Below are 14,816 nucleotides of genomic sequence, written 5' to 3'. Positions count from 1 at the left end.
GATATGCAAAACAAATGATTAGCAATCCACAGTTTTACGGTGTCACCATCTTGATCGGGTTCATCGTTTCGTTGGCTTTCAGAAAGGAAGAGCAAGCACCGAATTGGATGAAGTGGGTTTTGATCAGTGCTCCTTTGACTTGGACGCTGCTGGGAATAATTATGATCGTGTCCGTCGGAGATAAAAGTATAGACGGTATTCAGGATATCCTCACATATTTTGATGCTGGACGCTTCTTCGAAGCGAACGGTTACAGAAAAGCATTCTTCGTCATAGCTATTCTTTTCACTACCTACTTCAGCTTACTCTTCAGCTTCTGCTGGGCAGTAAAAAATAAAGCATATCAAGTCGGTGCTCACAACGTGCGCAAGCGCACGCCGTGAGACCTCAGCGTTGGCAGAGAAATAGATGAAGAATCCACAACTCTTGAAGAAAGCCATATGGGCATTGCCCACCGTCCTTATTTTCGGATACATCGTATACATGCAACTCAAGATGGCTGGACCCGATCCAGACGAATTTAGAGTGCAAATCGACAAGATCGAAAAGAGAGAAGATGTTTTGATGATTTTCGGATCTGTTGAGAATCTTACCAACAAGGACTGGAACTCGATTGGCATAGAAGTAGAGTTCTACGATTCCGAAGGGAAATTCATAGATGAGACATCAGGATTAGGTTCAAACCTGAGAGTCCTCAAGGGCTACCAGACCGAGAACTTTAAATTATCAGAACCTCTAGCGTTTCTTCGAATCGAAAACTATTCAGTAACAAAGGCGAAAGTAGTAGGTGGATACAGATACTAGTGCCAACGAGGCTGTCGAAAAACTCCCGATTGTGGATAAGTCCTGATTGAGTTTGGCCGCGCTTGCTTTATGGATACAGGTATGGCGCGATGTTGTTCGATCCTCTGTCGCCTGCGGCTCGGTACAAGGAAGACCAAAGGGCCCAGGACCAGATGTGGCTGTGTCGTTCCGCTCGGTACTGCGCCAGCCTGCTCGAGCAGCTCACCCCCCGGAACCCTCGTGCACGCGATCAACTAGGAATTTAACTTTGGGTTTTATGCATAGTGGACTTGAGCCACACCAGCAGACGCCCATGCCGGGCGTACCAAGGCAGTCGATACAACGGCGACAAGCGCCGCGTGACACCTCTGCGTGAGTAAAATAATCACAGTCGGATAACGTCCGAAAAGTTTCGCAAAATAGTAGAGGTGCCTTTCCGCCGATAATCCGGTAGGCAGTTGGTGTTGAAGCAAATACCCAAATGGAAGACACCAACGGAAAGACAGTAAACGAAACGATAACCGCCGAGGGATCGGCATCAAGCAGCGAAGTCGTAAGGATCGACTTCGGGCATTTGAAAAAGGATCTGGGCGGCTTCGTGCGAGGAACCGTCGAGGAAGCGATCAACGGTCTGCTCGACGCGGAGGCCGACCAGATCTGCAACGCGAAGCGCTACGAACGCAGCGACGAGCGTTCCGCTCATCGCAACGGCCATTACGAGCGCAAGCTGCAAACTGGAGCTGGCGAAGTGAAGCTGAAGGTCCCCAAGCTTCGCGGAGCGAGCTTCGAGACCCAGATCATCGAACGCTACCGCAGACGCGAGTCTAGCGTGGAGGAATCACTGGTTGAGATGTACCTGGCTGGCGTATCGGTCCGTCGAATAGAGGACATAACCGAAGCGCTCTGGGGTGCGAGGGTAAGCCCTTCGACCGTCAGCGATCTCAACCAGAAGATCTACGAACGCATCGAGGCGTGGCGGCAGCGTCCGCTGCGCGGTCGTTACGTCTACGCCTTCATGGATGGGCTGTGGCTGAAGCGTTCGTGGGGCGGCGAGATGGAGAACGTGAGCGTGCTCGTCGCCATCGGCGTCAACGAGCATGGCTTCCGCGAGGTGCTCGGCGTTGTCGAGGGGATGAGCGAGTCGAAGGACAGCTGGCTGGAACTGCTCAAGAACCTCTACTCGCGAGGGCTCGAGAAGATAGACCTCACTGTCTCCGACAAGTCCAAGGGGCTTGTGGAGGCTCTGCCCGAGATCTATCCGGCGAGCAAATGGCAGAGGTGTCTCTTTCACTTCCACCGCAACGTGCTGGCTAAGGTCTCGCACAGCAAGAAGGCGACAGCGGCAGCGATGCTCAAGGCTATCCACGCCCAGGAGTCCGCGGAGGCGGCCACCCGAAAAGCGATGGAGGTCGCAGGATCGCTCGAGTCGATGAAGCTGGCCGCTGCTGCTGCGGTTCTTCGCGAAGGCATAGCCGAGAGCGTCACCTACTACCGATTCCCAAGGAAGCATCATCGCAGCATACGAACCAACAACATGCTCGAACGGATCATGAAGGAGATCAGGCGACGAACCCGCGTCGTCGGTTGCTTCCCTGACGGCAAGAGCGCGTTGATGCTGGCTTGCGCCAGATTGCGGTACGTCGCTTCGAAGTCGTGGTCGGACAGCCGGGTCTACCTGGACATGAAGCTGCTGGCTGAAGAAAACGAGGAGAAGAGCGCCTGAAGCGGCGGCAGCCCCCTCGGGGGCTAGTTGACATTTAGATACCTTTAACCCAATAACCAAAAAACGAAAAACGAATACGCCACTGCCTGAAGGCTCAGCTACCTTTTTGCGAAAGATTCCGGACACTAACCACAGTCGCGTTTTTCGTTTTATCTGCGTTTTCAGCAACAGCTGGTCCTGCCAAGTGGAGCTGCGCCGCCTCCATCGTATGCACTCGAAGTTCGAAGAAAAAAGTAGGTTTGCCTTGAGACATAGTGCCACTTAAGTATCACTCCATGAAAGTCGAACTAGTCACGAGTCTGAAACGGAGAGCCACGGAAATCATCCGCGACTTAAACAAAAAGCACGAACCTGTACTGATCACCGAACACGGAAAGCCTGCAGCTTATCTAATTGACGTTCAGTCATTTCAGGAAATGACGAGAAAGACTGAACTGTTAGAAGGGCTGGCCCGAGGCGAGTCAGCGATCAAGCAAGGTCGAGTCGTAGAACAGAGGGAAGCGAAAGAGAGAATGAAGAAATGGCTCGCGTGATTTGGGCGGAAACCTCGTTAAGAGATCTGGAATCAATAGCTGAGTACATCGACCTAGACGATCCAGAGGCAGCAAAACGGGTTGTTAGGCGCGCATTCGAAAAAACCGACCAACTGGAGAGCTTTCCAGAGTCTGGTTCAAAACCGAGAGTTCTGAAAGGAACCCCATATCGACGTCTTATTTCCAAACCTGTCCTGATCTACTACAGAATCGAAGAAGACTTAATCTACATTGTGCACGTCGTGAAAGAGGAACGTAAGTTCGACCTGTCACGGATCGTTGAGTATGAAAGATAGTTCGAAATCGGGTAGCCGCGGGCATTAACTCCTGCGGCCCTCACACCATCTAGCATGCGGCTGCGCAGCTGCCTTTCGGCTACTAGCCCTTTCCCTTGTCGGGCGAGCAACAGGCTTTCATCGGTTTTCGCAATAGTCACTGTCAAGCAAGAGCGCCCTACTGGGCGCCCCAAAAAAGCCGCACGCTTGAAAGCGTGCGGCTTGCAATCAATTGGAAACCTAGGCGGCTCCTACGAGTGCTTGCGTCGTGAGGCGGCAGCCAAGCCAAGCAGGCCGAGACCTAGGAGAGCGATGGTCGAACCGGTGTCGGGGACGTTGACCTTCAGTCCCGCAACGTAGAAGTCGTGCGAAACCTCAGACCCCGTTTCTGACGCGGGACCGATTCCCGAGTGCATGAACGTGAAGACACTTCCGGTCCAAGATCCATCGATGTAGCCGACGTTCTTGGGGAGGTTGTAACTGGTTCCGTTGAGCAGGAAGGTCGCGCCGTCCGCCCAGTTGGTGATATTATGACCGTCCGCGCGTAGCAGGATCCGCGTCAGGGTCACCACTCGGTCGAAGGTCAAGATGAGCTTCTCGCCGCTGTCGATGTTGTCGTCGCCGAGATCGATCGGAGTACGCGTCTTGTAGACGCCCAAACCGGCGCCATGGACGTCGTCCCAATCCTTTGTGGAGTCCTGTACAGCATGGGCTGTCGCTCCATTGAAGGTGGCCGTTGCCGTTACCACGACGCCGTCGACCGTGTACTGCAGCAAGGGATCGCCCAAGGCGTCATTGCTGCTGGTGACGTAAGGGGAAGACGGCAGGAAGTCCGTCACTGGATTGTTTGCCTTGTCCAATTTGTAGAAATCGAAAGACAGGGCGCTTGCCGAAGCGGTCGCGCCTAGGATGGCGGCCGCCCCTAGTATTCTTAGAATCTTTTTCATACGGATAGGGGTTGAGTTGTTTACCGGGATTACTACTTAGACTGCATAGACCTTACCAAGTTTGGCAGCCTAGGATCCTACGCCCCACAAGTTCCTCGTATAACGCTTTTTACGTCGCTGCCCTTCACTCCGGCTAAAGGAAAGCCGGATACGTAATTTGTCTGTTATTCCTTACAGCTTGACAGTTTTAACGGAAAGTGAGGATCGCGAAACGATGCCAAGGAAAGCGAGCCCGACCGCCTTCGGCCAATTTTCGCCCCCTCCGCGTCTCCCCGCTGATACGTCAACTCACGCAACGCCAAGGAAGCCTTTGCAGGCAGAGGGCCCGATGGGAACTTCCCATTTTCTAGCCCGCCTCAAGGCCGTGCGGAATCCCCTCCCCAAGCGCGAGCTGGGAGCAAGCGCCCCCTCAGGAAAAGTCACCGAGCTTTCGCCTATTTCCGGTTCCGCCGACTGGAGCAAACGCCCTTCTCGCGCTATTTTTCAAGGCTCCTTGATGCGAGACCAGCAGCCGATTGATTCGGTCCCAAGTCCAAAGCAGCGAGCCGTCACCAACTCGAAGGATTCGGAACCCGCCACTCGGCGATGGCTCCGCAAAACGGAATTCCAGCACCATGTTTTCACGTCAAGTCAACGAAAGCTCTCGGCTCTGCCTCACGGTCCCTCAGTTCGCGGACGACTTGTTCGCCTTGACCCAGCGGAACCGCGAGTACTTGCAAGCCTGGCTCCCTTGGGTCGACAAGGTCAAAACGCCCCAGGACACCAGGGACTTCATCATCGAGCAGCTCAGCAAGTTCGTACTCTCCGAAGCCCTGCACGCCTGCATCTTCTACGACGGGCTCCTGGCGGGAGCGCTCGCCTACAACTGCATCGACCTGCAAAACCGCTCCGGTCACATTGGCTACTGGCTCGGTCAGGACTTCCAAGGGAAAGGGATCATGACCGAATGCGTGAAGGATCTCATCCGCGTCGGGCAGGACTACTACCAGCTGGAGCGCTTCGAAATTCGTTGCGCCGCGAAAAACGCACGCAGTCGAGCCATCCCCGAACGGCTCGGGTTCGAAATGGAAGGTACCATTCGCCGGGCCGAGAAGGTACATGACCATTGGTACGACCACATCGTGTACGGCAAACTTGTCGCCTAAACGACTCCCTGGATGAAGGGGCTTGTCGCGGCGCAGCGTAAAACTGACTCTAATTCGGTACGCTCGTTCGCCTACCAATTTGCAGCGATCCAAGCTATTTTGGTGCGACACCCTTCCCTCGTGCCCCATGTTCGCCGCTATCCGCAAGTCATTCGCCTTGTTCGCCTTAAGCTTCCCTGTCCTCGCCTATTCAGCAGAGGTCGTAACGACTGAACAAGCCACCGCCTTGCGTGCTCAACTCCGCGTCCAGGAGGATAGCCCCGGCCTGCGCCACGCACTCGAGCTCTCGAACGACCTCCGCAGCTGGACCGCCTACCCGCTCTCCTTCGACCAAGAGCAAGGAGCCTGGTCCGTACAAGCGGACGGCCAAGTGGCGATCTTCGCCGCGTCCGATCGGGGCGACGGAAGCTGGAGCATCGATTTCGAGACCCTGCTCGACGATGCCGTTTTCCTGAGGATCGCGCCCCTCGCCGGCCCTTTCCCAGCCGACTCCACCGTCACCGAGGAAACTCGCCACCTCCTCCAGAACCTGCACCGCCTCGGCTGGGACGCCGAGCGCTTCGCCTTCGGCCAGGAGTTTCCTCTCAGCTACAATTCCACCGATAACATCGGCAACGGAGACATCGACCAGTCCGAATCCAAGGACGTGGTGGGAGACCACCCCGGGGTCCACGGCGCCGACTTCCTCTACATGATCGACCGCTCCTGGGAGGAACACTTCCACATCGCCGCCGCCAAGCGGGCCTACGAGAGCGGGGCCATCGTCACCTTCGACTACCACTGGGCCGGCAAGTACGGCGGCGATTACAAGGCCCATCCGCAAGACGATACGCTGCTCGACTACGTGGTCCGGAACGACGACTCCCGCGGCGACGTCACTTGGTTCTACGAGAGCCTCGACCGCATCCTGGCAATCATCAACGACGAGCTGCAGTTCCCCATCGTCTTCCGCCCCTTCCACGAGATGGACGGCAATTGGTTCTGGTGGGGACGGCAAATGCAAGGCGGGGCCGACACATATCGGCAGGCCTATCGCCTGCTGGTGGAGTACCTGTCCGCACGCACCGACTACGTCCTATTCTGCTGGAGCCCGGACGTGGCCCTGGAGGACTTCGAGCAATTCTACCCCGGCGACGCCTACGTCGACATCGTTGGACGCGACATCTACAACGTCACCGATCCCGGTCGCCCGCTGAGCAAGCTGACCGAGATGATCGACTTTGCCGCCGCCCGCGGCAAGGTAGCGGCCCTTACCGAAACCGGCTACGCGAGGGGCGGCTCCTTCGAAACTGGAGATCCCGACTGGTGGACCACTCATATCTTAGACCCCATCGTCGCCGACGAGAAAGCGGGCAAAATTGCTTGGGTGCTCACCTGGATCAATGCAAGTTGGTCCGGCCCCTACATCCCTCGCTCCACATCTCCCCAAGCCGCCAAAGACGACTTCAAAGCGTTCTACGAATCCCCAGCCACCCTTTTCCAAAGCGAAGTCGCAGCCCTGAACGTGTACGCCCCTCCCGCCTCCGAATAATTTAACCACCCCCGCCTGATGAACCTACCTCGCCTCACCTTCCTCGCGCTCCTGCCCTTGCTCGCATGCACCGCTTGCGCCCAAGACAGCAAAGCCCCGCAAGCAGTCGACCCCAGCGTCTCGCCAGAAACGGCCAACCTCTTGGCCAACCTGCATTACTTGGCCTGGGAAACCGACAAGATCATGTTCGGACAAGAGTTCCCTCTCAGCTACCAGCGAGAGATGAAGGGTATCAACGATCCCACTACGTCCGACCTTAAGGACGTGGTAGGCGACCACCCGGGCGTGCATGGCTCCGACTTCCACTACCTCATCGACAAGGAACCGCACGAGCGCATGGCCCACACCCTCGCCGCCCTCACCGCCTACGAATCCGGAGCGGTCGTCACTTTCGACTACCATTGGATGGGGAAATACGGATACAGCCACAGCTGGCACGAACGCGACGCCGAAATTCTCTACAACGTGGTGAACGGAGACGACAGCGAGGGCGACGTCACCTGGTTCTACCAGGAGCTCGACGAAGTGCTGCGCATCGTGAACGAAGAGTTGCGCTTCCCCATCGTATTCCGTCCTTTCCATGAGATGAACGGGAATTGGTTCTGGTGGGGCAGCCGGCTCAAAGGCGGCCCCGAAACCTACCGCAAAGCCTTCCAGATCCTCGTCGCATACATGTCCGAACGCTCCGACCACCTCCTCTTCTGCTGGTCCCCCGACAAGGCCTTCCCCCTCGAATACTACCCTGGGGACGACTATGTGGACGTGATCGGCTTCGACGGGTACGGGCAAGGCAACCCCGCGGTTCATTGGTTCAGCGTAGCGGACATGGTCGCGAACCTGGAGAAGGCGGTAGACTTCGCCGCCGCCCGCGGAAAAGTCGCCGCGTTCACCGAGACCGGATACGGAACCACCAAGGACATCGACTACCACAGCGTCCAGCCCGACTGGTGGAACGAAAGCGTGCTGCACCCGATCTTGGAGAGCGAAAAAGCCCGCCACATCGCCTGGATCCTCACCTGGATCAACTCGGACTGGTCCGGCCCCTACGTTCCCTACGCCAACTCGCCCGACGCTTCCCAGGCCGCCTTTCGAGAATTCTACGAGCACCCGTCGACCCTTTTCGAAAAGGAAGTCTCACGGCTGAAGATGTACGCGCCTCGAGACAGCCAGTAGGGCCCAAAAAAAGCAGGTGGTTTCCTGCCGAAACGCTTGGGGTGAATTCCTAGAACAAAGCTTGAGCAGACAGCCATCCGAAAAAAAACTGCGCTTTTTCGATAGCAGGATTTTTACGCCACCCTGCCTTCGAAAACATGCGATTCCTACGTGGGTCTACCGAAATCCCACATCAAAACGCCCTTTTTCATGAATTTGTTTCATAGAAACGAGTAGTCACGCGCACTCGGGCTCAAGTTAAGGGAAAGCAACTACTTAGGCACCGTTCAAGGAGACTAGGTAAAGTCCGATGGAGCAGGCAAACTCCAACCCGTACACCGAATCGTGAATACTCTTCTCAATAAACTCAGCTTCACGCAACGCATCATCGCCATCATGATGATTCCCCTTTTCGGACTGACGATCTTCAGCGCGGTGACCATCCTCGACCACCTGGAAAGCGCTCGCCAGACGAAAAACGAAATTGAATCAGTCGAGGAATTGACCGAGCTCGGAACCGTAATTGCCGGAGCGATACACGAATGGCAAAAGGAACGCGGCCGTTCGGCTGGCTACCTCGGCTCCGCGGGAAAGAAGTTCTCCCAGGAAATCCGTACCCAGCATTCCGATACAAACAAAGCGGTAAGAACCCTGCAAGCCGCCCTCGACGCCCACGAGTTCAGCAAGCAACCGCCCGAATTCCACGCCGCCCTGCGAGAAGCGACCCAAAGGATGGCCGGCGTTCCCCAACTGCGCCAGAAGGTGCTGGAGCTGGAGGTCAAGGGCGGCCAAGCCGTAAGCCAGTATACCGCCCTAATCACCAGTTTCCTGCAGGTCATCGATACCTCTGCCAAGCTAACGAACGAATCCGAAATCTCGCTCTTGCTCGTCAGCTACAGCAACTTCCTGCGAGCCAAGGAAAACATGGGCATCGAACGGGCCGTGTTGAGCAACGCCTTCGGCGCCGACAAGTTCCAAGGCGATTTCTACAAGCGCTACTGCACCGTACTCGCGAACCAAGCGAGCTACCTCGCCAGCTTCCACGCCTTCGCTCGCCCGGAACACGAGGAATTCTACGCCGACACGGTGCGAGGTCCCGCGGTCGAGCAGGTCGCAGCTTGGGAGGAACTGGCCTTCGAAAAGGCGGACACCGGTAGCTTCGGGGTACGTCCCGAGGACTGGTTCGCCGCCATCACCGCAAAGATCGATCTGATGAAAGAGGTGGAGGACAACATCGCCGACTCCGTTCGGCAGAGCTCGCAAAACATCGCGGCAGCCGGCAGTTCGAAGATGTTCTTCCTGCTCGGCACCGCGGCAGGTCTCATCTTGCTCACCCTTGCGGCCTCCTACTGGTTGGCCGCCAGCACTTCGAAGGCCCTCAGGAAAACCGTAGAGCAGCTCACCACCGGCGTCGACGAAGTCGCCACCGCATCCAGCCAGGTCTCCCAAGCCTCGGTCTCAATGGCCGAAGCCGCCAACGAGCAATCCACCTCCCTCTCCCACACCAACGACATTTTGGGAAACATCACCGGCATCACCCAGGAAAACGGAAAACTGGCTGCCGACGCCAATACCATCACGGCGGACGCCCGCACCATGGTCGACGAATCTCTCGAGGAGATGGTGAGCCTCCAGTCAGCGATGAACGAAATACGCACCTCCAGCGACGAGATCTCCGCCATCATCAAGACCATCGACGAAATCGCTTTCCAAACCAATATACTCGCCCTCAACGCCGCTGTCGAAGCTGCCCGAGCTGGCGAGGCAGGCTCTGGCTTCGCCGTCGTGGCCGACGAGGTACGCAGCCTCGCCCAACGCTCCGCCCAAGCTGCCCGCGACACCACGCAAAAGATCGAGGACTCCATCAAGCGGGCCCACAACGGAACCAGCATCTCAGGCAAGGTCGGCTCCGTTTTGGAACGCATCGTCGGCAAGGTGCGCGAGGTCGACGACGTCGTCACCAAAATCGACCAAGCTTCCCAGAACCAGTTATCCGCTATCCTGGAAATCCAAAGCGCCGTACGGGCCCAAGAGCAAGTGGTCTTGGGAGCGTCCAGTTCGACCGAGCAAACCGCCACCGCTGCGGAAGAACTGCACAGCCAGGCCAAGAACATGCAGTGCGCGATCCATCAGCTCGCCCTGCAATCCGGCTTGAAGACAAGCGAGTTCCAGCAGGACACGCCACTTAACCAAGACCTAACAAACGACAAGCAAGGCATCGAATCGCATCCAAGAAGAGGATCTGATCTGGAATTAGGGCATGTCTTTAAATCAGCTCTTTGCTGGTTCTCTCCCAAATCGAGGCAGCGCAAGGCGGCCCTCTAAACGTTGATCTTGGAAAGCTCCTCGAAGTAGTCGCTCACCCAGCTCACGATCCGATATCCAACGTATCCAAAAATCCCGACGAGTAGCAGCTTTGGATACAGCATGCTCGCTAGGAAAAGCTGGTTCTTTGCATCGGTGAAGTAGCGTTTCGCAGCCGCTTCGAGGTTTTCCTCCAAGTTGCCCGTTTCCTCTCCGCTTTTGTACAACTGCAGGAATCCCTTGGGCGCCAGCTTGCCCGCCGCCGCGATGGCCTCGCTTGCCTTACCACCAGCGGAAACGCTCTCCACCACTGAATTCGCCAAACGATAAAGCCGCGGACTATCTGCCCCATTGGCGGCGATTTCCCAAGAGCGGGTCACATCCATGCCCGCCGCGAACCCCGAAGCCAACACCTCGCACAAAGTGCCCGCATCCCAGTTGCGGCGGTAGCGGGAGAAGACCGGCAAGGAACGCGAAACCGCCTTCGCCGCGCCCGGGAACAGCTTCGCCCCCGCAAACATGAAGAGCGCAATTAACCAAATGGGCACCACCACCATTCCGGAAGCGACCAGGAATGCAGCCGCGTCGCCATTAACCAAATACGGGATAGCGAATGCGACCGCAGCAAAATGCAGAATGAAGACGGGATAAGCGAGAGCCAGTAGCATTCTACGCTTCACCTTGCCCATTTCCCTGCGCGATGCCGCGATCCGTCGCATCGCCGAAGGCAGCCGTCCCGACAATTCGGAAGCCCGCATGATCGAGAGTTCTGCAAAGGAAAAGGGCAGCTGCGAATACTCAAGCGAATCCCCCCAACCGTCTCCGTTCCGAAAGGCGGCTTCCAAATTTTCGCTCGCCGCCGATGGAAGCGATTCCGCCAAAGCGACCGCATTGGACGCTTGCATCCCTGCATCCAAGCCATCCGCTACCTGTTCCAGCCACTCGGCTAAACGCTTGTCCGAAACAGCAGCCATCGGCGTCTTATCCCATCAGGCTTCGCCCGCGTATCCACCGCTCCACTTCAACTTGTGGCGAACCACGTTGAAATGGGAATAGTCGAGCTTCTGGGCGATTTGTAGGCGTTTCTCCGATACGGAAACGCCAAGCGAACTTTCCTCCAAAATGTTTAGGTTACGCTGACCGTCCAAGGCTACCAGCAATCGCTGGCCGGGCTTCGCGTTTTCGATGCGCAACTTCACGTTGCTAGGAAAGATGATCGAGCGGTTGCTCAGCGTATGCGGGCAAATCGGCGTCAAGGAAATCGCCTCGGAATCGGGATGCATCAAAGGCCCGCCGGCCGACAAGGTATAAGCTGTCGATCCGGTGGGGGTTGCAAAAATGAGTCCGTCGCAAACATAGGTCGTCACGAACTCGTCGTCGGCGAAGACGTTGATGTGGATGATACGGCTCGAATCCGCCGCCTTGATGACCACGTCGTTGAGAGCCAAGTCCAGGTGGTCGCCATGGGCCGAGCACTCCAATAGGGAACGCCCTTGCACCTTGAACTCGCCAGCTAGGACCGAGGGGAAAAGCGACTCGATTTCCTCCGCAGTATAAGTGGTGAGAAAGCCCAGCGTGCCGCGATTGACCCCGATAACCGGTATCTGCCGCAGGGTCGCTTCCGCCGCCGCGCTGAGGAAGGTACCGTCGCCGCCCACCACGCAGCAGGCGTCAACCCCCTTGAGGCTTCCCTGGGGGACCGGAAAGCCCGTTATGCGACGCGACTCAATTCCCAATTCGCTGGCGATGGCGGCCAAACGATCCACCAGCTCTTGCGACCCCGATTTGGAGCCGTTGACCACAAATCCTAGCTGCTTGATGGAATTCATAGGGGCTGTATTTGCATCAAAGGAATAAGCTGCTGATTTTCAACCGCTAAAGCTGATTGCTCGCCAGGCTAGTCTCCCTCTGCTCAGCTGGCCTCGGCCACCCCTTTTCGAAGTCCCAACAAGAACTCCACGTTACCGTCGCCACCCTTGATGGGCGAAACCATCTCTCCCACGTATTCCGCGCCCCCAAGCTCCTCCAGAGCAAACCGCTTCACGTCTTCCATCGCCTTCGCTCGAGCGTTCTCATCGCGAATCACTCCCTTGAACTTGTCGGCAATCGCCTTGCCCACTTCAAACTGTGGCTTAACCAGCGCCACCAATATCCCACCTTCCCTGAGGAAAGGCCATACGCAGGGCAAGACCGTCTTGAGCGAAATGAAAGAGAGATCCATCACCATGCGATCGTAGTCCGCACGCGGCAACAGTTCGGCGGTCAAATGGCGAGCGTTCGTCTTCTCGAGATTCGTTACCCGCTCGTCGTTGCGCAGCTTCATGTGTAGTTGCCCGTACCCTACATCCACGCAAGTGGCGCCGGCTGCTCCGTGCTGCAGGGCGCAGTCCGTAAAACCGCCCGTGCAGGCGCCCACGTCCAAGACCTGGCAGCCTTCAAAATCCAAGCCAAAAGTCTCGATCCACCCAAGCAGCTTCTCTCCTCCCCTTCCCACGAATCGCTGGCCCGCTTCCACTTCGATCTCGATGTCCTCCTCGTACTTGGTACCGGCCTTGGTGAGTCGCTCCGTGCCGAGCCGTACCTTACCGGTCATGATCAAAGCCTTCGCTTCGCTGCGAGAGCTCGCAAACCCACGCTCCAAGACGATTTCGTCGAGTCTTTTCTTTTTAGACATAAGTTGGTAGGAGCGACCTTGGTCGCGATTTAGCTTGCCCCTCCCTCGCGACCAAGGTCGCTCCTACCGAAAAACGCCTTCGCTTCCTCCACGTCCTTGGCGATCTGACGTTTCAGTTCGTCGACACCCGCGAACTTCTGCTCCTGACGCAAAAACGCATGCCAAACCACCTTGAGGCGATGTCCGTAGTCGAAGGGGCATTTTTCCAGCAGGTAAGCTTCCAGCAGAGGCTTGTTCGTCATCTCTACCGTAGGACGCAGTCCAAAGTTGGCGACAGCCTTGTATTCATGCCCTAAGGACACGTCCGATACGCTCACTGCATAAACCCCGTAAGCGGGCTTGAGGTCGCCCTCGAAAGGAAGATTCAAGGTAGGCGCATCGATCGTCCGCCCCATTCGCTTCCCCTGCGTCACCGTGCCGATGCTGTAATAATGGTAGCCGAGAAGCTCATTCGCTTCGCAAAGGTTTCCGGTCGTCAGCAGATTCCTGATACGCGTACTGCTAACCCTTTCCGATCCGGAGTCCAGGCAGGGAACCGCGTTCACGTCTACACCCGTCGTCTCACCTTGACGTTGCAACTCGGTCATATCGCCGGTGCGTCCCTTGCCGAACCGCCAATTCTCGCCCGCGTGCACGGACGACAGCGACGGCACTTCCGACTTCAAGTGAGCGAGGAATTGCGCCGCCTCGATGGCTGCGAATTCACGGGTAAAAGGCTCTTCCACGATAAAGTCCAAGCCAAGCTTGGCCAACTCGAGACGCTTCAGCTCGGGGTTCAGAATCATGCGAGCCGGGTCGTCGGGGCGAAACAATCGGCTAGGATGGGGCCAAAACGTGAGGGCCCCGCAAACGCCGCCGCTGGCGCTGGCAGCTTTTTTCGCCGATTCGATGACCAACTGATGGCCACGATGAAGCCCATCGAACATGCCGATGGCGAGATGAACAGGACAGTCGGCAGCGTAATTCGCCGACTTTAACGTTTCGTACTGCAAGGTCCTGCCCATCTTCGTATTCAAAAGCTAGAGACGATTCTCGGGCATTGCCTCGTGAGCTGGAATCAGCTTTTTCTCGATCTCCGAGATTTCCATCTCCTTGAAGGTGTCGAGAGGCAGGGCTCGCGAGGTATCGAAATCGTTCGAGGCGTCGCGGCGCAGAGCCGTCAAGTGCGCGCCGCAACCGAGCTTTTCGCCGAAATCGTTGGCCAAGGTACGCACGTAGGTGCCCTTCGAGCAATCGAGCGTAAAGTCGATTTCGGGAAGATCGAAACGAGTGATCTCAAATTTGGATACGCGGATAAAGCGGGGTTCGCGCTCCACTTCCTGCCCTTTCCGAGCGAGCTTGTAGAGGCGCTGCCCCTTGATCTTAACGGCCGAGAACATCGGTGGCGTCTGGTACTGGTCGCCCACGAAATCGCTCATGGCGAACTGGGCCTTCAACTGAGTGAGGCCCTCCGGCAGCGGCTTGGTGACCGTGATCTCTCCGTCTGCGTCTTGGGTATTGGTCGACTCCCCAAGCTTGATCGTGCCGGAATAGGTCTTGTCCAAACTCATCAAGTATTGCGAGAGCTTCGTCGCCTTGCCCACGAGGATAATAAGAAGTCCAGTGGCCATCGGGTCCAAGGTTCCCGCGTGGCCGATTCGTTTCATTCTCAATTTCCGGCGCACCTGGTCCACCACATCGTGGGATGTCATCCCAGTGGGCTTGTCGATTAGCAAAACGCCTTCAAGATCTCTTTTCTGTTCCATTGTT

Annotated in this window: 14 protein-coding genes and 1 pseudogene; 9 read left to right on the top strand and 6 right to left on the bottom strand. The window is 56.8% G+C overall.

Annotated features, from left to right (window positions below):
- The 5 genes from IEN85_RS10735 to IEN85_RS10715 form a co-directional block, all read left to right on the top strand.
- The coding region (locus IEN85_RS10735; RefSeq protein WP_224772524.1) for a hypothetical protein at positions 1-383 on the top strand (383 nt) is incomplete at its 5' end.
- A gap of 25 nt (positions 384-408) precedes the next feature.
- Positions 409-804 carry a hypothetical protein gene (locus IEN85_RS10730; RefSeq protein ID WP_191617094.1) on the top strand — a complete coding sequence of 132 codons (396 nt, stop codon included), beginning with the start codon at positions 409-411 and terminating at the stop codon, positions 802-804.
- A 460-nt stretch (positions 805-1,264) separates the two neighbouring features.
- Positions 1,265-2,506, top strand: a complete 1,242-nt coding sequence (locus tag IEN85_RS10725) for an IS256 family transposase (RefSeq protein WP_191617093.1) — start codon at positions 1,265-1,267, stop codon at positions 2,504-2,506.
- Between the two features lie 275 nt (positions 2,507-2,781).
- The gene (locus IEN85_RS10720; RefSeq protein WP_191617092.1) at positions 2,782-3,039 is read left to right on the top strand and encodes a type II toxin-antitoxin system Phd/YefM family antitoxin; all 258 of its coding nucleotides are present in this window, start codon (positions 2,782-2,784) and stop codon (positions 3,037-3,039) included.
- Positions 3,027-3,335: a type II toxin-antitoxin system RelE/ParE family toxin gene (locus tag IEN85_RS10715; protein WP_191617091.1), complete on the top strand. Its 309-nt coding sequence runs from the start codon at positions 3,027-3,029 to the stop codon at positions 3,333-3,335. The genes IEN85_RS10720 and IEN85_RS10715 overlap by 13 nt, the downstream gene beginning before the upstream one ends.
- Positions 3,336-3,565: 230 nt before the next feature.
- Here the strand turns inward: IEN85_RS10715 and IEN85_RS10710 are convergent, their stop codons facing one another.
- The gene (locus IEN85_RS10710) at positions 3,566-4,261 is read right to left on the bottom strand and encodes a VPDSG-CTERM sorting domain-containing protein (protein ID WP_191617090.1); all 696 of its coding nucleotides are present in this window, start codon (positions 4,259-4,261) and stop codon (positions 3,566-3,568) included.
- 614 nt (positions 4,262-4,875) lie between these two features.
- Here IEN85_RS10710 and IEN85_RS10705 point away from each other — a divergent pair.
- The 4 genes and pseudogenes from IEN85_RS10705 to IEN85_RS10690 all read left to right on the top strand — a co-directional run.
- Entirely contained in the window at positions 4,876-5,406 is a 531-nt protein-coding gene (locus IEN85_RS10705) for a GNAT family N-acetyltransferase (RefSeq protein ID WP_191617089.1), read from the top strand.
- Between the two features lie 127 nt (positions 5,407-5,533).
- Entirely contained in the window at positions 5,534-6,937 is a 1,404-nt protein-coding gene (locus IEN85_RS10700; protein WP_191617088.1) for a glycoside hydrolase family 26 protein, read from the top strand.
- Positions 6,938-6,955: 18 nt separating this feature from the next.
- Positions 6,956-8,110 (top strand): glycoside hydrolase family 26 protein, encoded by a 1,155-nt coding sequence (locus IEN85_RS10695; RefSeq protein WP_191617087.1) that lies wholly within the window; start codon positions 6,956-6,958, stop codon positions 8,108-8,110.
- Positions 8,111-8,635: 525 nt separating this feature from the next.
- A pseudogene (locus IEN85_RS10690) lies at positions 8,636-10,069 on the top strand (methyl-accepting chemotaxis protein); the annotation flags it as partial.
- 341 nt (positions 10,070-10,410) lie between these two features.
- On the opposite strand, the gene IEN85_RS10685 reads toward IEN85_RS10690, so the two are convergent.
- From IEN85_RS10685 to truB, 5 genes are all read right to left on the bottom strand, one after another.
- A complete protein-coding gene (locus IEN85_RS10685; protein ID WP_191617085.1) occupies positions 10,411-11,367 on the bottom strand; it encodes a type II secretion system F family protein in 957 nt (318 codons plus the stop codon).
- A 15-nt stretch (positions 11,368-11,382) separates the two neighbouring features.
- Positions 11,383-12,222 carry an NAD(+)/NADH kinase gene (locus tag IEN85_RS10680; protein ID WP_191617084.1) on the bottom strand — a complete coding sequence of 280 codons (840 nt, stop codon included), beginning with the start codon at positions 12,220-12,222 and terminating at the stop codon, positions 11,383-11,385.
- A gap of 83 nt (positions 12,223-12,305) precedes the next feature.
- Entirely contained in the window at positions 12,306-13,067 is a 762-nt protein-coding gene (locus IEN85_RS10675) for a TlyA family RNA methyltransferase (RefSeq protein WP_191617083.1), read from the bottom strand.
- Positions 13,068-13,096: 29 nt separating this feature from the next.
- The gene (gene ribF, locus IEN85_RS10670) at positions 13,097-14,083 is read right to left on the bottom strand and encodes a riboflavin biosynthesis protein RibF (protein ID WP_191617082.1); all 987 of its coding nucleotides are present in this window, start codon (positions 14,081-14,083) and stop codon (positions 13,097-13,099) included.
- Between the two features lie 3 nt (positions 14,084-14,086).
- Positions 14,087-14,812: a tRNA pseudouridine(55) synthase TruB gene (gene truB, locus IEN85_RS10665; RefSeq protein WP_191617081.1), complete on the bottom strand. Its 726-nt coding sequence runs from the start codon at positions 14,810-14,812 to the stop codon at positions 14,087-14,089.
- Positions 14,813-14,816 lie beyond the last annotated feature (4 nt).

The sequence above is a fragment of the Pelagicoccus enzymogenes genome (genome assembly GCF_014803405.1).
GTDB lineage: Bacteria > Verrucomicrobiota > Verrucomicrobiia > Opitutales > Opitutaceae > Pelagicoccus > Pelagicoccus enzymogenes.
The sequence above is the reverse complement of the archived record's forward strand: the minus strand, read 5'-3'. Positions and strand labels throughout refer to the sequence as shown.